The sequence below is a fragment of the Adhaeribacter terrigena genome (assembly GCF_016623615.1).
GTDB lineage: Bacteria > Bacteroidota > Bacteroidia > Cytophagales > Hymenobacteraceae > Adhaeribacter_A > Adhaeribacter_A terrigena.
The window spans coordinates 857231-874929 of the sequence record NZ_JAEHFX010000001.1 but is presented as its reverse complement, the minus strand read 5'-3'; the positions used below and the strand labels follow the sequence as shown (position 1 = coordinate 874929).

Here is a 17699-nt window from a genome sequence, read left to right as displayed (position 1 = left end):
GATAAAGTTACCTGTTGTAGCATCCGCTTCGGTTACACCCTTCCTTTTAACGCAGGAATTGGGTGGTTTCATTTACGCCCTGGTAATCCTATCCTCCCGATTCAAGCACACTAAATACCATTTTCCTGGGTGTAAATCTCCTGCTGTCCTTTTTTAAAGTTATACATTTTTATTCTTTATTATGATTAGAAATTTAGCTCCCTTTAAAGCCGCTTGCGGCAACGCCATTCACGCTTTTTCAAACTATCGCATTTTCTCTTTACTTTCAGCTTTCCTGTTGCTCTCGCTGCTTGCTAATGGGCAGACAAAAATATGGGATAAGAACTTCGGAGGCACCGGCAACGATGAACTGGAGTTTATGCAGCACACCGACGACGGCGGCTATATCCTGGGCGGTTCTTCCGAATCAGGCATCAGCGGAAGCAAAACGCAGGCTAGCCGGGGAGGCATGGATTACTGGGTCGTAAAGCTCAATTCCCAGGGCAAAAAAGAATGGGATCGCCGGTTTGGCGGCTCCGGACGCGATATTTTAGAGGTTATCCGGCAAACCTGCGACGGCGGCTATATCCTGGGAGGTTCCTCCGATTCGCCGGAAAGCGGCGACAAATCGAAAGGCAGTCGGGGCGGCAATGATTACTGGGTTGTAAAGATCAGCTCCAAAGGAAAGAAACAATGGGATAGAACCTTAGGCGGAATGAGTACCGATGGTTTGAGGGACATTATCCAAACGAAAGATGAGGGCTATTTATTGGGCGGCTGGTCCATCTCCGGCATTGGCAAAGATAAATCCGAACCCTCCCGGGGCGCCAACGATTACTGGGTGGTAAAACTGAGCAGTTCAGGAAGTAAATCCTGGGATAAAACTCTTGGCGGTAATTCTGCAGACCTTCTTTCTAAAGTGCTGCAAACCCCGGATGGCGGTTACCTGCTGGGCGGCGCATCCGTTTCGGTAGTAAGCGGCGACAAAACAGACCCCCAGAAACGGTTTTGCGAAGATGAATGCGAGTTTGATATGTGGGTAGTGAAAATAAACTCCAAAGGCAAGAAAATGTGGGACAGAACCATCGGCGGTGTCGGCGGAGAGCAAGGGGAAAGCGTTGCGGCCATGGTTAGTACCAAAGATGGCGGCTTTTTGCTGGGCGGCTCTTCCGATTCCGGGGCCGGGTTCGATAAAACAGAACCCAATAAAAGCTTTTTCTCAGATTACCGCGATTACTGGGTGGTAAAAATAAATGCTACCGGCGTTATTCAATGGGATAAAACAATTGGTGGGCTCGGCGATGATGCGCTTACAGCAATGGTGGAAACCAAAGACGGAGGTTTTCTTTTAGGAGGCCGCTCCGATTCGGATATTGGCGCTGACAAAACGGAAGCCCCCAGAGACAACACTATTAACACCGATGATTTCTGGGTAATCAGGATTTCTTCTACCGGCAACATTCTCTGGGACAAAACCTTAGGGGGCAGTGGCGATGATCAACTCACTACCCTGGACAGAGGCTATCCAAACAAATACATAGTAGGCGGCATTTCCGATTCTCCGGTAAGCGGCGACAAGACCAAGCCAAATCAGGGCGGCTACGACTATTGGATCGTTAAGCTGGAGGAAACATCAAATCCTTCCATAGCCCTTCCCCTTACCCCAAATTCCGCTAGTCAATCTCTGGCTTCGTGGCAGGCGTATCCAAATCCTTTAACCAGCAGCACTACCCTTGCCTTAACATTCCCGGAAACGCAGGATTACACCCTGGAAATATATAATTTCGCCGGTGAGCTTATAAAACGCTGGCCAACTGCCAGCGCCGAAGCAGGCCAGCAGGTTAAAATTACCTGGTTGCCGGAGCAGGCAAAAAGCGGACTCTACATTGCCCGGCTGATCACGAGCAACGGGGCTCAGCACCTGCAGTTAATAAAGGAATAAGGAAACTGGTTTTAAAACTCAAAAGGCTGACGGAAGTAAACCGTCAGCCTTTTGAGTTTTGGATAATATTAAACGCTATCCTTTTTGCCACAAAAACTCCAAACTCAAAACTCCTTAAATTTCCGTATCTTCGATTTTTCCCTGAAAAAGCTTTAGCAAAAACGCTATGCTTTTAGCGGGAAAAACTATTTCATTAGCAGAAAATGGCATTTCGGCTACAAATTCGGGTTCGAAATTCTGATGCTCAACGGCTTCCTGACCTTTATGGGCTTGTGGTTCATTTCTAAAAAACACCCGGAAGATGTAGTGGCGTTATTGCCGGTGGCTTCGTAAACCTAGCTTTGGCCGTTTTTGGTGCTGAATATTAGCGTTTTTGAATTTTGTTTACGGTTAATAATTTCTAATTAAATCACTAACAACGTTGAAGTGTAGAACAAGCTAATTGACTTTTTTAGAATGAAGCGCTCATTATTATTTTACAACTTTCTTTTATTATGTATAGGGTTAATTTCATCCTGTTCAGTTAAAAAAATTACTGAAGCTAAACAGAATTCGGATTCGGGAAAATCAAAGTTGCCTATATTAATCCCATTCAGGGAAGGAAAGTTATGGGGCTATGCAGATAGTACAGGCGCAATTAAGATTCGGCCACAATATTTGTTAACAGAACCATTTCATGATAATGTCGGACAAGTTCATGATAAAAACGGATGGGGGCTTGTCGACTTTAAAGGAGAAGAATTAACTAAAAGCAGATACTCCGATATTTCTTCCTTTTATCAAGGCTTGTCTCGTGTACGGACAAATTCAGGATGGGGAATAATCAATAAAAAAGCTCAAGAAATAGTACCAACAAAATACAGTTGGGTAGAACTTATTCAGGACACTGATAAGACTCAACTTTATATAAGAGTTTCAAACGAAATTTATTCTCCCAATAAAAAATATGGCTTATTTAACAGCTCAGGAAAGCAAATTCTTCCTGTTAAGTATTTAAAAATAGAACCTTTAGGAGAAGGCTATTTTAATGCTACTGATGAATTTGATAATTATCTAATTAATTCTTCTGGTAAAATCATTTTTGCATCAAAAGCTTTAGTTTCAGGCAAATTTCAAAATGGACTTCTATGTATTTTACAGGATAACGAATTCGGCTTTATAAATAAAAAAGGTGAAATAGTAGTTAAGCCACAATTTAATTCTACTCAAGAATTTTCGGAAAACTTAGCGGCTGTGGAGAAAGACGGAAAATGGGGATATATTAATGAAAGTGGCAAATTAATAATCAAGCCTATATACAAAGAGGCTAGTGAATTCAGAAGAGGATTTGCAATTGTAAAAAATGAAAGTGGAATAACTTTAATAAATAAAGAAGGCAAAAGTGTGTTAGATACAACTTATGAATATATAAGATACGAGTATTATAAGAATTGCTACTATTTAAAAGAACAAAATAAATTCCATTTAGCAATTATTCAACCTGAATCTCCTTATATAAAGATTGTAAAAAATAATTATTACTTAGAAGATAGCTTTAGTGAAGGATTGGCACCGGTTTCAAATTACTTGGTAACAGCTTTTTCAGAAGGTTATGGACCAAAAGGTTATATAGATGTAAATGGTATTTTGACGATACCTTTTAAATATGATAATGCAAAATCCTTCTACAATGGTTATGCTTTTGTAAATAAGAATGGCGAATGGGGTGTAATAAATAAGAAAGATAGTATAGTAGTTCCTTTTAAATTTAAATCTATTGAAGCGCTTGACTCTGTCCTTTATATTGCATTTGCAAGGCACACTTTTTCAGGAGATTGGTTTTACGGATTAACTAATCATCTAGGAGAAGAAATTACGCCAATAAAATATACCCGAATAGAAAAGTATAAAAATGGAATGATCGGCGTATGGCAAAAAGATTATATGGGATTAATAAGTAAAAATGGAGAAGAGTTACTTCCTCCAGGAAACTTGCCTCCGGGTACTGAAGTAATGGCAATTTTACAAAACGGCTTAATAAAAGTTCATACTATTTTTGATGATCCAGATAGTATGGGATATATAGACCGGTATGGAAGAAAGTATTTTAAAGACTGAAAGCTCTTTTAATTTAAATTGTTATAGCTTGGTGCACTTTTCAGGCTGGTTTTGATAGCGTTTTCAACCAATCCCAAAACGATTACACCCGCAACCTGATTGCTGCCATTCCCAAAGGCGATGTAGAAACGCTATCCTTTCCAGCTAAAAAACTCCGGCCAACCGCTTTCCAAGCAAAACTCCTTAAATTTCCGTATCTTTGCACGATTTTTCCCTGAGATCAACCAAAGCTCAAAACGCTATGCTTTCAGGCAAAAAAACTAATACAAAAGCAGAGAATGGCAAAACGCGGATTCGGTCCTTCCAGAAACGGAAGCGCTGACGATAAAGAAAATAAAAAACCTCTTACCAAAGAGAACCTCAAAAAAGGACTGCGCATTTTTAATTACGTGCTGCCTTACAAAGCCAAATTCATCATCGGGCTTTTCTTTTTATTGCTTTCCAGCTCCACTTTCATGGTTTTCCCCCTCGTAACCGGCAAGCTCGTCGATTCGGCTATGGGTAAAACCGACTGGTTTGTGAACGACATCAACCTGATTGCGCTGGGTTTGTTCGGGGTAATTTTATTGCAGGGAATTTTCTCTTTTTTCCGCATCTATTTCTTCGCCCAGGTTTCTGAAAATGCCGTAGCCGATATCCGCCGGAGCTTGTACAGGCAATTCATGACGCTGCCCATTCAATTTTACGAAAAACGGCGCGTAGGCGAAATTACCAGCCGCATCACTTCCGACGTAGGGCAATTACAAGACACGCTTTCCATCACCCTGGCCGAACTTTTCCGGCAGGTGATCACCCTGGTCGGCGGCGTAGTTTTCATCATGGTCATGTCGGTGAAACTGAGTTTATTCATGCTGGCTACGTTTCCGTTCATCATTGTGCTGGCCATGGTTTTTGGGAAGCGCATTAAAAAACTGAGCCGCAGCACCCAGGATGAACTCGCTAAAACGAACGTGATCGTGGAAGAAACGCTGCAAGCCATCAACGCCGTAAAAGCTTTCACAAACGAATTCTTCGAAATAAAACGCTACAACACCGCCCTGAATAAAACGGTTCGCACCGCCCTGCAGGCTTCCTATTACCGCGGCGCGTTCGTTTCATTCATCATCATCGGCATTTTCGGGGGCATCATTGCCATTATCTGGTACGGCGCCACGCTGGTGCAAAACGGTGATATTACTATCGGCGAGCTGCTTTCTTTCGTGATGTACACCACATTCATTGGCGCTTCCGTGGGCGGCTTGGGCGATCTGTACAGCAAGTTACAAGTGTCGTTGGGCGCTTCGGAACGGGTACTGGAAATTCTGGACGAAACCGAAGAACCGGTGCAGGAAAGCGAACCGTTCAACAACGCGGCTTCGCGGGTACAGGGCAATATTTCCTACCAGAATGTGGCCTTCTCCTACCCTACCCGCCCCGATGTGCAGGTACTCAAAAACATCAGCTTCAGCATTAAAAGCGGCGAAAAAATTGCGCTGGTTGGCCCGAGCGGGGCCGGTAAATCGACCATTGTGCAGCTGCTCATGAAATTCTACGACCTGCAAAGCGGTACCATCAGCATCGATGGAAAAGATATTAATGCGTTCAATCTCACGCAGCTGCGCCACAACATCGGCATTGTACCGCAGGAAACCATTTTATTTGGCGGCACCATCCGCGAAAATATTGCCTACGGGAAACCAAACGCTACGTTGGAAGAAATTACCGAAGCCGCCCGGAAAGCCAATGCGTACCAGTTCGTTTCTTCTTTCCCCGAAGGTTTTGAAACTGTGGTTGGCGAACGCGGCATCAAGCTTTCCGGCGGCCAGCGCCAACGCATTGCCATAGCGCGGGCCATCCTGAAAAACCCGGCCATTCTGGTATTAGACGAAGCCACAAGCTCCCTCGATTCGGAAAGCGAAAAACTGGTGCAGGATGCCATGGACGAACTCATGAAAGACCGCACCAGCATCATTATTGCCCACCGTTTAAGCACCATCCGCAAAGCTGATAAAATTCTGGTAATCGATGGCGGCCAGATTGCCGAAGAAGGTTCGCACGAAGCGCTTTCTGAAGATAACGGCCTGTATGCGAACCTGTTAAAACTGCAATTGCAACAACATTAAAACGCTATGCTTTTAAGCTGAAAAACTAAAAAGGCTGCCTTTAAGGGCAGCCTTTTTTATTGCATTAAATTTTTGGCAAAGTTTTAGTAAGGCAGCCCACAACCTTTTAAGGTATTTTCCAGTTTCGGGGAATTACCGATTGCTAACTAAAAACAACTTATATGTACAAACGAAATTCTTACCTGCTCCTCTCCTTCCTGCTAAGCTTCACCTTCCTGCTTTCCAATGCTGCCTTTGCCCAGGTTGAATTGCCGCCCATCAGCCCCCGGGCCAAACTGACCCAGAAAGTAGGCCTTACCGATGTTACCTTCGATTATTCGCGCCCGAGTGTGCAGGGTCGTAAAATTTTCGGCGATCTGGTTTCTTACGGCAAAGTATGGCGCACCGGTGCCAACGAATCTACTAAAATTACCTTTGCCGACAATGTTACCTTAGAAGGCAACCGCGTGCCGGCCGGTACTTATGCGCTTTATACCATTCCCGGCGCCGACCAATGGACCATTATCATTCACAAAGACATAAGCCTTTGGGGATCCGACAATTACAACCAGGCCAACGACTTGCTGCGATTCAATGTGCCGGCTCAAAAAAATGCCAACGACGTAGAAGCCTTCACCATAGACCTGACCAACTACACCCAGAATTCTGCAGATGTGGAATTGCTTTGGGCCAAAACCGCCGTTAAATTCCGGATCGAAACCGAAGTAGATGCCAAAGTAATGGCCGAAATTGAGGAACGCATTAAAAACCAGAAAGAGCCCGACTACAGTTTATATTACCTGGCGGCCGGTTACTTATACAACAACGACAAAAACCTGACCCAGGCCCTGGAATGGATCAACAAATCCATTTCCATCGATCCGAAATACTGGACAGTGCATTTAAAATCGAAGATCCTGGCCAAGCAAAAGAAATACGACCAAGCCATTGCCGCTGCCAACGAATCGGTTTTCCTGGCCAAAAAAGCCCGCAACGAAGACTACGTAAAACTAAACCAGCGCTACATTGCCCAATGGAAAAAACTCACCAAACAGAAGGCGGTTTAATGGTTGAATTGTTGAATGGTTTAATTGTTAAATGGTTTAATTGTTGAATTGAAAGTTGTAATCATTAAATTGTATTCATAAAACAACCACTAAATAAAAAACGCTGCAGTTTCTGCAGCGTTTTTTATTTAAACTTAACCATTAAGCCATTTAACAATTTAACCATTCAACAATTAAACCATTTAACCATTCTTAATCTGAATGATCTGGGCAGCTACGCTGATGGCAATTTCTTCGGGCGTTTCGCTTTTTATCTGGAGCCCGATCGGGGAAAATACTTTTTGCAGGGTTTCTTCGGTAAAGCCTTCATCGCGCAGCTCGCTGAAAAGTTGGTCTACTTTGGTTTTGCTCCCCATCAAACCCAGGTATTTAAACTTTTTACCGGCCAGTTGTTTCAGCGCTTCTTTGTCAGAACGGTAGCCAAAGGTCATGATCACCACGTAGCTTTGCTCGTCCTCCGGAATTAAGGCTGCAAGCTTGGAAAAAGGCGTTAGGGTTTTGAAGTGCACGATCTGGTTTTGCTCAAAAGTATCCAGCCCTTCGCGGTCGTCGAATAAATGCAGATCAAAATCGAGCAGGCTCATTACTTTCGAGAAAGCCAGCGCCACGTGCCCGGCGCCTACAATGTAAACCGTATCGCGTTCGGGCAGCACTTCGGTATATTGCCAAACGGTAGGCTTTTGCGAAGAAAAACCATAACGCACAGGCTGGTGCATTTCCGGAAAAAAGCTCACGCCTTTTTCAATAAGCTGGAGCACGCCTTTTTTCCGGTTCTTAATAGCCGTAATTATTTTATCAACCTCCGGAAGATCAGCAACCTGTAAAGGATAAATGCCCACCGACTGATGTCCGGAACAGATCATGCCCGACTGGTTTTGCGCAGCCAGTTTCGAATGGATCTGGTGCTTCAGCACCGGTTTGGTTTGGTTTTCGGCCAGCATATTTTTAGCCAGCTCCACCAGTTTGTGCTCCATGATGCCGCCGCCAATGGAGCCGCACATTTCGCCCGAAATGCGCACGGCCATTTTAAAACCCTGCCGCCCGGGGCTGCTGCCTTCGTGATGTAAAACTGCCAGCAAAGCTACCGGTGCCCCCCGCTGCAAACGCTTCCGCACAAACTCCCAAACCTGTAGATCTTTCATTATTCAGTAATCGGTATTTCAATAAATATTCTTTTATTAACTTATTATAAATGAGCAACTAATAAGTTAAAAATGCAAAATTAAATTATAAGCCCAAAGGCATTTAATTAATAAAAATCAGGAATTACTCCGCCAGCTTCGCTTTTATTTCCATGATAAAAAACGCTATCCTTTTCAGCCCCAAAAGTAAACCCAACCATTAACGAATTTCTTTCTTAATCACTATCCGTTAATGAATAATCATTAATCATTACTTAAACCAGTTCGCGGCCAGCGCAAAATAAACCGCCATAACTGCCGAAAAAAGGGCACTTGCCATAAAACGGTGGCGGTAAGGCACTTTATTCTGGATCAGGTAATTGGCCGTTAAAGAAACCGGCAGATTCACTACAAAAGAAATTGTTGCGATCCGGAAAAGGTCCCAGGTTATTTCCTGAAAATTACCGGAAAAAAGCTTGATAAAAAACAGGTGGCGTGTAATCCATAAAGGGCTGAAATAAGCCAGCGAAAGCAAGGTGCGTTGCAGCGAATTTTTAAAGGTATAGGTCTTCACCAGCTTGCCATCGAGCCAGCGGAAATAATTCGGGATCTCGAAAGCATAAATGGTAGCGCCCAAAACCATCATGCCCAGCATGCGGCTAAAGGAAAACTGGTTTTGCAAAAGCGTCGCCACCGTATCGCCGGAAGCATAGATGAGCAAACCCCTTAAAATATTAGAACGGCTGTAAATGAAATTCAAAAAATAAAAACTTAACGGGTAAAAACGGTAGGGTTTGGAAGCAAAAAACTAAAATTACGTTCCGAAATCCGGATACAAATTTAGCAATACTTTTTCAGGCGTCATCGGGGCAGAAAATCTTGGTACTGCTTCCAGGCGGAAAGCTTTTATGGCGTTGCGTAAGGCAAAATAAGCCCCGATTCCGTACATCAGCGGCGGTTCGCCCACGGCTTTTGAACCGAAAATAGCCAGTTTGATGCCTTGGGTAGCCATAAAATGCACGGCAATTTCTTTCGGAACGGCGTAAATATCGGGCACTTTGTAGGTAGAAAGCGCATTGGAAAGCAAACGGCCTTCCGGGTTAAAAAGCAGTTCTTCCAGCGTCATCCAGCCAATTCCCTGCACCAGCCCGCCTTCTATCTGCCCCAGGTCCACGTTGGTGTTCATGCTCGAGCCAAAATCGTGGGCAATTTTTACGCTGTCGAACTCATAGGTACCGCGCAGGCAATCTACGGTGGCCGTTACCAGAGCAGTTCCGTAAACGTGATACGCAAACGGGTGGCCTTTTTCAATTGCCGGATTGAAATGAATTTCCGGGGTGGCGTAATGCGCATTTTCGCTCAGGCTGATCCGGCTCCAGTAAGCCGAAAATACGAGTTTTTCCCACGGAAGTTCTACCGTTTTGCCAGCCACCCAAACCTGTTCATCCTGGATTTCGATCGGCGTATTTTCGGGCAAATCTAACTGAATGGCAATGTGCAATTTCAGGCGTTCTCTCAAAGCTTCGCAGGCCATTTGCACCGCTTTCCCGTTCAGGTCGGCGGTGGCAGAAGCAGCCGAGGGCGAGGTATTGGCTACGCGCGTAGTATTGGTGGTTTCGATGCGGATGCGGTTGGGATCGATGCCTAAAACCGTAGCCGCCACCTGCAGCATTTTGGTGTTTACACCCTGCCCCATTTCTACGGCGCCGGTACTCACGCCCACGCTGCCGTCCTGGTAAATATGCACCAACGCGCGCGACTGGTTCATGGCCGTTTTGGTAAAGGAAATTCCGAAACAGATGGGCATTAAAGCCAGACCTTTTTTCAGGAATTTATGTTGCTGGTTGAAAGCAGCAATTTCTTCGCGTAGCTTTGGCAGATCGTATTTTTCAGCAGCGGTTTGCCAGCAGTTTTGCGCTTCGCAGCCTTCAGTAATTTGCCCGTACGGAAATTCATCGCCGTCTTTTAGCAGATTTTTCTCCTGCAATTCCCAGGTTTCCAGGCCCAATTTTTCAGCCGCGTGTGCCAAAGCCGATTCGATCACGAACATGCCCTGCGGACCGCCAAACCCGCGGAAAGCCGTATTGGGCGGCAAATTGGTTTTGCAGCTGTAAGCCGTAGCCTTTACGTTCGGGATAAAATAGGAATTGGTGCAGTGAAATAAGGTGCGCTCCAGCACCGCAGGCGAAAGATCGGCGGCCGCGCCCGCATTCTGGTAAAACGTAACTTCGTAAGCCTGAATTCTAAGTTCTTTATCGAAACCGATTTTAAAATCAGAGGAATACGGGTGGCGTTTGCCGGTCATGCGCATGTCTTCGGGGCGGTGCAGGGCTAATTTTACCGGTCGTTTGGTTAAAGCCGTGCCCAGCAAAGCCATTACTGCCCAGGGCGTAGCCTGATCTTCCTTGCCCCCAAAGCCGCCGCCTAAACGCATCACATCCACTTCAATTTTAGACATGCTAATGCCCAAAACTACCGCCGCGTGGCGTTGCACTGCCGTTGGCCCTTGCGTGGAAGAAGCTACGTAAAAGCTGCCATTTTCCTTCACGTAAGCATAAGCGCCCTGCGTTTCGATGTACAAATGTTCCTGGCCGCCGCTTTCGGCATTGCCTTCAAAAACGTATTCGCAACCGGCAAAAGCAGTTTCTGTATTGCCTAAAGTAAAGGTGCGCGGCGGCATGATTAATTTCCCGGCTTTATGCGCATCCCGCGGCTCGGTAATTACGGGCAGTTTTTCTATTTCGATCTGAATTTTATGCGAAGCGAGTCGGGCCTGTAATTCGGTTTCGGCTAATAATACGGCAACGGGTTGTCCCCAGAAATGCACTTCGCTTTCGGCTAAAAGCGGTTCGTCAGGAATAATGCCGCCGATCTGGTTCTGGCCGGGAATATCCTGAGCGGTAAAAATTTTTACCACGCCCGGCATTTTTTCGGCTTCTGAAAGATCAAGGTTCAGGATCCTGCCATGCGCCACCGGCGAACTGAAAACCCAGGCGTAAAGCGTGCCTTGTCGCACCGGAATATCATCGAGGTAAACCGATTCGCCGCGCACGTGATTTAAAGCATCGATGTTTCTCATAGCAGGTTTTCGGCGGTTATCGTTTCGGGAAATAATTTCAGGAAATGCGCAAAGAAAAGCTGGCGCAGCAGCAAACGTTTATAGGTTTCGGAACCACGCGCATCGCTGATCGGGGCAATTTCGGTTTGCAAAATTTCTGAAGCTTCTTTCAGGGTTGCCGGCTCAATTTCCTTCCCGAGCAGAAACGCCGAAGTTTTGTTTAAATATTTAGGAACCGGGCCCACACCGCCGGCCGAAAAATGCGCTTCGTAGATCACGTTCAGTTCGGTTTTTAATCTGATAGCCGAATTTACGCTGGCAATATCCAGATGCGTGCGTTTGCTTACTTTTTCAAAATTGAAATGCGTGTTTGCGTCCGGAATATCAAAAGCGATTTTTTCAATGATTTCGTCGGGATCTTTGGCCAGCTGTTTATAGCCCAGATAAAGTTCCCGCAAGGGCAGCTCGCGCAAATGTTCATTTTTCCGGATAAAAACGGTAGCGTTTAAAGCCAGAAAACAGATAGTCAGATCGCCGATGGGCGAAGCGTTGGCAAAGTTCCCGGCCACGGTGCCCATGTTGCGGATCTGGGTAGAAGAAACCAGTTTCACGTATTGATGCAGTTCCGGAAAAGCGGCCTGCATTTCCGGGCTTTGGCGCAGTTCTTCTACCGTTGTGCCACCGCCGATAATGATTTGCCCCACATCGCTGGAAATACCTTTTAAACCGGTTTCCCGGGTAAGCACTTTTACTGCCGAAAGCTGTACCGTTTCCGGTTTCTGCACCAGAAGATCGGTACCGCCGGCAATATAATATGCGACTTTTTCCTCCGGAATCCCTACCGTTTCGGCAGCTTCTTCAGCTTGCAGGCTTTCCAGCCGCTGCGGAATTTCCGGGAAGTACGCGGGCAGGAAATTATTTTCTACAAGCCAGCGCATCGCGTTTTCCGCCGATTTTTCCTGCAGGTTCGTTACCAGTTTTCCGGCGGCGCGCTCCAAAGATTTATACCCTGTGCAGCGGCAAATATTGCCGTCCATGGCCGCTATTGCTTTTTGTACGGTAGGCGCTTTTTCAGAAATGCAGAACCCGGAAAGCGAAACCACAAAACCTACCGTACAAAAACCGCATTGCGTGCCGTTTTCTTCCACAATGGCTTTTTGCACCGGGCTGAGTTCGGGCAGGTTCAGGCCTTCTACCGTTACAATATGCTTTCCCCCGGCGTTGGCCAACGGCATTAAACAGGAAGTAACCGAGCGGTAAGTTACGTGTCCGTTTTCCAGGCTTCCAACCAATACGGTACAAGCGCCGCAATCGCCTTCTCGACAGCCAATCTTGGTACCTTTCAGGTGCTGCTGATAACGGATAAAATCGAGCAGCGGCAAGCCCGGCGGCTGGTTGGTGCAGATGCTTTGCTGATTTAAAATAAATCGGGTCATGGCGGATTTTTAAGAAAGCGGAACCAGGTAAATATAAGTTTTTCCGGTCAGATGCAGCAATTCGCCGGCTCAGAATTTTCCTACAGAAACGTCTTTTTTCAACAACAACGGATTATACAGCTCTTGTTTATGAAAAATAAACAAGAAAGACGATCCTTTTTCTAATGAAATGAGTATTAATATACTTAGTGAAGTTTTATTACGATAACTTGCCTCAAGTTTCTCACCTTTATACCCGCAGGCATGCCGCAAGAATTATTAAATAACCTGAACAAACCTTTCCTGCAATGGGAGTACGATAAAGAAAACGATTGGCTATATCTGAACTGGATTGGTTTTGTTTCGCATGAAAATATCATAAAAGGCGCCAATCTGATCCTGGAAGTGGTTCGGAAAGAACATTACGCCTACATTTTAAACGACAACCGGCAACTGCTCGGGCCTTGGGATAGGTCTAACGACCATTTGGAATGCAATTGGGTACCACAGGTAAAAGAAGCCGGCCTGCAGTATTTTGCCCACGTACTGGCTCCCAACGTAGCCGGTGCATTATCGGCGCAGGATCTGCACCGCCGCACCACCGATGCTTTTACCATGCAGATTTTTGGTGATGTGAAGAAGGCAGAGCAGTGGCTTAAAAACATGCAAATGCAAAGCTACGCCCTCTGATCCCTAAAAACTGTATCCTTATTTTCCCGTAAATTGCCCGGAATTCAAGTAGCTTTGCAGCCTTACATCCAGACTTTTCCATGGCAGATTATACCCTTTCCGGCATTTATATTTACCCCATCAAATCGTTAGGCGGCATTCAGGTAAAGGAAGCTCTCGTGGAGAAACGGGGCCTGCAATACGACCGCCGCTGGATGCTTATCGATGAAAAGGGTAACTTTCTGACCCAACGTAAATTTGCCCATATGGCTTTGCTGCAGGTGGAAATTGCGGCAGCTGGTTTACTGGTTTCGCACAAGCAACAAAAACTCCCTCCTTTACAGATTCCTTTCGAGGCCAACGACGAAAAAACCAAACTGGTAAGCATCTGGAACGATGTCTGTTTTGCTTTTGAAGTTAATAATGAAGCCAATGCCTGGTTTTCGGAAGCCCTGGGAATGCCCTGCAAACTGGTGCATATGCCCGATAACGCTATCCGCCACGTAGACCCGGAATATGCCCGCCCCAAAGATCTGGTAAGTTTTGCCGATGCCTATCCGTTCATGATGATCGGGCAGGAAAGTCTGAATGATCTGAACAGCCGCCTGTCCGAAGCATTGCCCATGAACCGTTTCCGGCCGAACCTGGTTTTTACCGGCGGCGGCGCTTTTGATGAAGATACCTGGACCGAACTTGCCATCGGCGACACCACTTTTTTCCCGGTAAAACCCTGCGCCCGCTGCGTAGTAACCACTATAAACCAGGAAACGGCTGAACAATCGGCTGAGCCTTTAAAAACGCTGGCCACCTACCGCACGCAAAACAACAAAGTAAATTTCGGCCAGAACCTGATCCATAACGGTACCGGCACCACGCTGAAAGTAGGGCAATTGCTGCAGATCATCGATTGATAACGGGCCATTTCCTTTCCGGTAAAACCACTGCAAATTCTTTTTTAAAGCAGTTTTAGCCGCGGGTCTTAGCCAAATTCGGAAAGTTGGATGTTGGAAATTTGCTTAACTTTACCAAACGGGCTTAATTTTCTCATCTCTCGTTTAAAATCATGGCAACCGCACCGAGTTTTTCCTCCCTTTCCGATACCGTTTCTATGCGCTTGCAGCATCGGCTTATTGCGGTGTGGGCGTTGGCCGAAGGGGTTTTGGGCGGTATTCTGCATGCCTTGCATTTGCCGGTTACCGGCCTGGTTGTTGGGAGCATTGCCGTTTGCTGTTTAAGTTTGCTGGCGCGGTTCCGGCGGCGGCGGGGAGATCTTTTAAAAGCTACCATCCTGGTTTTGCTGGTGAAGGCTATGCTCAGCCCACACGCGCCACTGGCCGCTTACATTGCGGTTTTAAGCCAGGGCCTGCTCGCTGAACTCTTCTTTTTTTCCGGCAAAAATTTTAGACTCAACTGCCTTCTGTTCGGTTTTTTTACGCAATTACAATCGGCTTTACTGCATATTGGCAAATTGGTGCTGGTTTTCGGAATTGATCTTTGGACGGCATTGGATGAATATATGGGTAAAATTGCGCAGACCCTTGGGCTGGAAAACGGGCCTTTTACGGTTTACCTGGCTGCTATTTATGTAGCAGTGCATGCTTTGGCGGGTATCTTAATTGGTTTGGTGGCTGCAAATTTGCCCTCCCGTTTACCCACTATTTCAGAAATTTCTGCAGAAGAACTTTCGCCGGCCGCAACCTTCCCTTTAAATATTGAACCGAAGCCGAAAAAGAAAAGATTGAAACTTCAGTTCAGCCTGGTAGTTGTATGGCTGGTTTTGCTGGCGGTTTTTCTGCAGTCTTATTTCGGGATCGGGCCGGCACTTTTACCGCAACATAAGATCTTTCAGATCCTGATCCGATCGGTATTGATTGTTTCGGTGTGGTATTTTGTAATTTCGCCGTTGCTTATGCGTATTCTGAAAAAGTGGCTGGCCGGCAAAAAAAACCAGTTGCAAACCGAACTCGAAACCATTGTGAACCTGCTGCCGGAAATGGGTGCGCTCCTGAAAAAAAGCTGGCAGCAAAGTGCAGACAATCCGGGTTTAAAAAGGCTTCGGAGGTTCGTAAAACTGGCTTTCCGGCAATTATTTATACTTCCTTCCTAAGCAGTTTTTTCCTGCTAAACCATACCGTTTTCTTTTACAAGTGGCCAAGATCTTTCTTATAACCGGACCTACACAAAGTCGCAAGACTACCCGCCTGACCCATTGGTGCAGCGGCCGCACGGATGTGGGTGGGTTGCTTTCGCCGATCGTATTTGAAAAACGCTGTTTCCAGAATATCCGCACCCAGGAATGGCAAGCCATGGAAGCAGACCTGGATGAAACCGAGGTGCAACAGGTAGGCCGCTATACCTTTTCGGAAAAGACGTTTGCCTGGGCCAATAAAATTTTACTGCAAGCCAGCCGCTTACCCGAGCTTAAATGGCTTGTAATTGATGAGATCGGGCCGCTGGAACTGCAAGGCAAGGGCCTGAACCCGGCGCTGGAAAATATTTTTGCTGACCTGCCTGATCACCTGAACCTGATCCTGGTGATCCGGGAAAAGATCTGTGAAAGCGTGCTGGAAATTTATGATCTGAAACGCTACAGCGTAGCCTTGTTCGATTATCCTGAAAGCTAAACAATAGTTTTTCAGCCCGAAACCCTACCGTTTTTTTTCGCTTTTTCCTTTACAACCTCCTTGGCTGAAACTTCCTGTTCGCGGCTTACCTGGAGGGCTTTTTTATCTTCGCGCAACCCTTCGAAAATTGCCTGACGCACCAGTCCGGCGGCAGTCCATTCGGCAAAAGAAATTTCGCACACCAGTTCGGGCTTTACCCAGGTGGCCTCCCGGCTCACTTTCACTTTCCCGGCAAACGGCGATTCTTCCTGCTCCAAGGGTTTTAGTTTTCTGATCAGCATTTCCAGGCTTTCGCGGTTAAAGCCGCTGCCGCTCTGGCCAATGTATTGCAGTTTTCCGTTTTCGTAAACGCCTAATAATAAGGCCCCGATATGAATGCGGCTGCCTTTGGGTTCGGTGTAGCCGCCTATTACTACTTCCTGCCGCAGGTGCGTTTTTACTTTCAGCCAATCGTCGGAACGTTTGCCGGTTAAATATTTGCTGTCGGCTTTTTTGGCCATGATGCCTTCGGTTTTCAGCTTTTCGGCTTCCCGGAAGAAATCAATTCCCTTTTCAACCCGGTGTTCGCTGTATCGGACCGGACCGGTATTTTGCAAAAGTTTTTCCAAATGTTTTTTTCGTTCCAGCAATGGCAGATCCCGCAGGTCCTGCCCGTTCAGGTATAAAATATCGAAAACGTAGTAATATAAATGTTCGGTGGGCGTGTTCTGAAAATTCTGCAGATGCTGGAAAATTACGCGGCCGTTTTCGTCCTGCACCACAATTTCGCCATCCAGAACTACCTGATCTGCAGGTAATTTTTCCAGTGCTTTTACCAGTTGCGGATATTGATCTTTAAAGGAATTTCCGCTGCGCGAGTAAAGCGCCGTTTTCCCTTTTTCTACTTCGGCAATCGCCCGGAAACCGTCCCATTTATTCTCAAAGATCCAATCCGGATGATCGAAAGGCTTATCGGTAAGGCGCGCCATCATGGGCACAATGTGGTGCGGCATGCCGGTTTTCGCTGGCTTTACAGCTTTTGCAACTTTTGTAGCTTCAGTTTCCTTTACCATCTTGGCCGCTACTTTTTTTTTACTTTTCGCTACCGTTTTCCCCAGGTGTTCTTCCGGATCGTAGGTTTCGTGCACGGCAAAGGCATCGTCTTTTTTCAGCAGGAGCCAGTTGTTTTCGCCGCGGCCCTTCATTTTCATTAAAGTGAAAGCGCCCTTGAGTTTTCCGCCTTCCAGCACAAAATGAATGCGGCCTTTTTTCAGTTCTTCCAGGAGCGTTTTTTCGCCTTCGGGCTCATCGGAAGTTTCGGTGTGGTGGTAAGTTCCTTCGTCCCAGATATCTACGTGCCCGGCGCCATAATTGCCCGCCGGAATATCGCCTTCAAAAGTGCGGTAGCTGTACGGATGGTCTTCCACTTCCACGGCCAGACGCTTGTCGGCAGGGTTCATACTCGGGCCTTTGGGTACGGCCCAGCTTTTGAGCACGCCTTCCATTTCGAGCCGGAAATCGTAATGCAGGCTGGAAGCATCGTGGCGCTGTACTACAAAACGCAGGGCGCCTTTGGCACTTTTTCCGTTGGTTTTGGGTTCGGGAGTTTGCTTAAAATCGCGTTTCTGGTTGTAGGTTTCAAGGCTCATGCAGGCAAAAATGTGTTC

General features: G+C 46.3%; 13 protein-coding genes. 8 read left to right on the top strand and 5 right to left on the bottom strand.

Annotation, left to right across the window (positions count from 1 at the left end; genetic code table 11):
• The first annotated feature begins 181 nt into the window (after positions 1 to 181).
• From I5M27_RS03525 to I5M27_RS03510, 4 genes are all read left to right on the top strand, one after another.
• Positions 182 to 1921, top strand: a complete 1740-nt coding sequence (locus tag I5M27_RS03525; RefSeq protein ID WP_200504635.1) for a T9SS type A sorting domain-containing protein — start codon at positions 182 to 184, stop codon at positions 1919 to 1921.
• A 456-nt stretch (positions 1922 to 2377) separates the two neighbouring features.
• Positions 2378 to 4018 (top strand): WG repeat-containing protein, encoded by a 1641-nt coding sequence (locus tag I5M27_RS03520; protein WP_200504634.1) that lies wholly within the window; start codon positions 2378 to 2380, stop codon positions 4016 to 4018.
• 278 nt (positions 4019 to 4296) lie between these two features.
• Complete coding sequence (locus I5M27_RS03515) at positions 4297 to 6120, top strand: ABC transporter ATP-binding protein (RefSeq protein ID WP_200504633.1); 1824 nt, start codon at positions 4297 to 4299, stop codon at positions 6118 to 6120.
• 161 nt (positions 6121 to 6281) lie between these two features.
• Entirely contained in the window at positions 6282 to 7166 is an 885-nt protein-coding gene (locus I5M27_RS03510) for a DUF2911 domain-containing protein (protein WP_200504632.1), read from the top strand.
• 182 nt (positions 7167 to 7348) lie between these two features.
• Here the strand turns inward: I5M27_RS03510 and I5M27_RS03505 are convergent, their stop codons facing one another.
• From I5M27_RS03505 to I5M27_RS03490, 4 genes are all read right to left on the bottom strand, one after another.
• The gene (locus tag I5M27_RS03505; protein ID WP_200504631.1) at positions 7349 to 8308 is read right to left on the bottom strand and encodes an XdhC family protein; all 960 of its coding nucleotides are present in this window, start codon (positions 8306 to 8308) and stop codon (positions 7349 to 7351) included.
• Positions 8309 to 8558: 250 nt separating this feature from the next.
• Positions 8559 to 9047, bottom strand: a complete 489-nt coding sequence (locus I5M27_RS03500; RefSeq protein ID WP_200504630.1) for a hypothetical protein — start codon at positions 9045 to 9047, stop codon at positions 8559 to 8561.
• A 54-nt stretch (positions 9048 to 9101) separates the two neighbouring features.
• Entirely contained in the window at positions 9102 to 11366 is a 2265-nt protein-coding gene (locus tag I5M27_RS03495) for a xanthine dehydrogenase molybdopterin binding subunit (RefSeq protein ID WP_200504629.1), read from the bottom strand.
• On the bottom strand, positions 11363 to 12781 hold the full coding sequence (locus I5M27_RS03490; protein ID WP_200504628.1) for an FAD binding domain-containing protein: 1419 nt from the start codon (positions 12779 to 12781) through the stop codon (positions 11363 to 11365). The genes I5M27_RS03495 and I5M27_RS03490 overlap by 4 nt, the downstream gene beginning before the upstream one ends.
• A gap of 243 nt (positions 12782 to 13024) precedes the next feature.
• On the opposite strand from I5M27_RS03490, the gene I5M27_RS03485 reads away from it, so the two are divergent.
• From I5M27_RS03485 to I5M27_RS03470, 4 genes are all read left to right on the top strand, one after another.
• Positions 13025 to 13450: a hypothetical protein gene (locus I5M27_RS03485; protein ID WP_200504627.1), complete on the top strand. Its 426-nt coding sequence runs from the start codon at positions 13025 to 13027 to the stop codon at positions 13448 to 13450.
• A gap of 80 nt (positions 13451 to 13530) precedes the next feature.
• Positions 13531 to 14340: an MOSC domain-containing protein gene (locus I5M27_RS03480; RefSeq protein ID WP_200504626.1), complete on the top strand. Its 810-nt coding sequence runs from the start codon at positions 13531 to 13533 to the stop codon at positions 14338 to 14340.
• Between the two features lie 152 nt (positions 14341 to 14492).
• A complete protein-coding gene (locus tag I5M27_RS03475; RefSeq protein ID WP_200504625.1) occupies positions 14493 to 15536 on the top strand; it encodes a hypothetical protein in 1044 nt (347 codons plus the stop codon).
• Positions 15537 to 15576: 40 nt separating this feature from the next.
• Positions 15577 to 16053, top strand: a complete 477-nt coding sequence (locus I5M27_RS03470) for a nucleoside-triphosphatase (protein WP_200504624.1) — start codon at positions 15577 to 15579, stop codon at positions 16051 to 16053.
• Positions 16054 to 16064: 11 nt separating this feature from the next.
• On the opposite strand, the gene ligD is transcribed toward I5M27_RS03470, so the two are convergent.
• On the bottom strand, positions 16065 to 17681 hold the full coding sequence (gene ligD, locus I5M27_RS03465; protein WP_200504623.1) for a non-homologous end-joining DNA ligase: 1617 nt from the start codon (positions 17679 to 17681) through the stop codon (positions 16065 to 16067).
• Positions 17682 to 17699: the final 18 nt, after the last annotated feature.

Bases quoted from the DNA above. Each gene is read 5' to 3' on its own strand.
- I5M27_RS03525 (WP_200504635.1), top strand. From the start codon at position 182: ATGATTAGAAATTTAGCTCCCTTTAAAGCCGCTTGCGGCAACGCCATT.
- I5M27_RS03520 (WP_200504634.1), top strand. From the start codon at position 2,378: ATGAAGCGCTCATTATTATTTTACAACTTTCTTTTATTATGTATAGGG.
- I5M27_RS03515 (WP_200504633.1), top strand. From the start codon at position 4,297: ATGGCAAAACGCGGATTCGGTCCTTCCAGAAACGGAAGCGCTGACGAT.
- I5M27_RS03510 (WP_200504632.1), top strand. From the start codon at position 6,282: ATGTACAAACGAAATTCTTACCTGCTCCTCTCCTTCCTGCTAAGCTTC.
- I5M27_RS03505 (WP_200504631.1), bottom strand. From the start codon at position 8,308: ATGAAAGATCTACAGGTTTGGGAGTTTGTGCGGAAGCGTTTGCAGCGG.
- I5M27_RS03495 (WP_200504629.1), bottom strand. From the start codon at position 11,366: ATGAGAAACATCGATGCTTTAAATCACGTGCGCGGCGAATCGGTTTAC.
- I5M27_RS03490 (WP_200504628.1), bottom strand. From the start codon at position 12,781: ATGACCCGATTTATTTTAAATCAGCAAAGCATCTGCACCAACCAGCCG.
- I5M27_RS03485 (WP_200504627.1), top strand. From the start codon at position 13,025: ATGCCGCAAGAATTATTAAATAACCTGAACAAACCTTTCCTGCAATGG.
- I5M27_RS03480 (WP_200504626.1), top strand. From the start codon at position 13,531: ATGGCAGATTATACCCTTTCCGGCATTTATATTTACCCCATCAAATCG.
- I5M27_RS03475 (WP_200504625.1), top strand. From the start codon at position 14,493: ATGGCAACCGCACCGAGTTTTTCCTCCCTTTCCGATACCGTTTCTATG.
- ligD (WP_200504623.1), bottom strand. From the start codon at position 17,681: ATGAGCCTTGAAACCTACAACCAGAAACGCGATTTTAAGCAAACTCCC.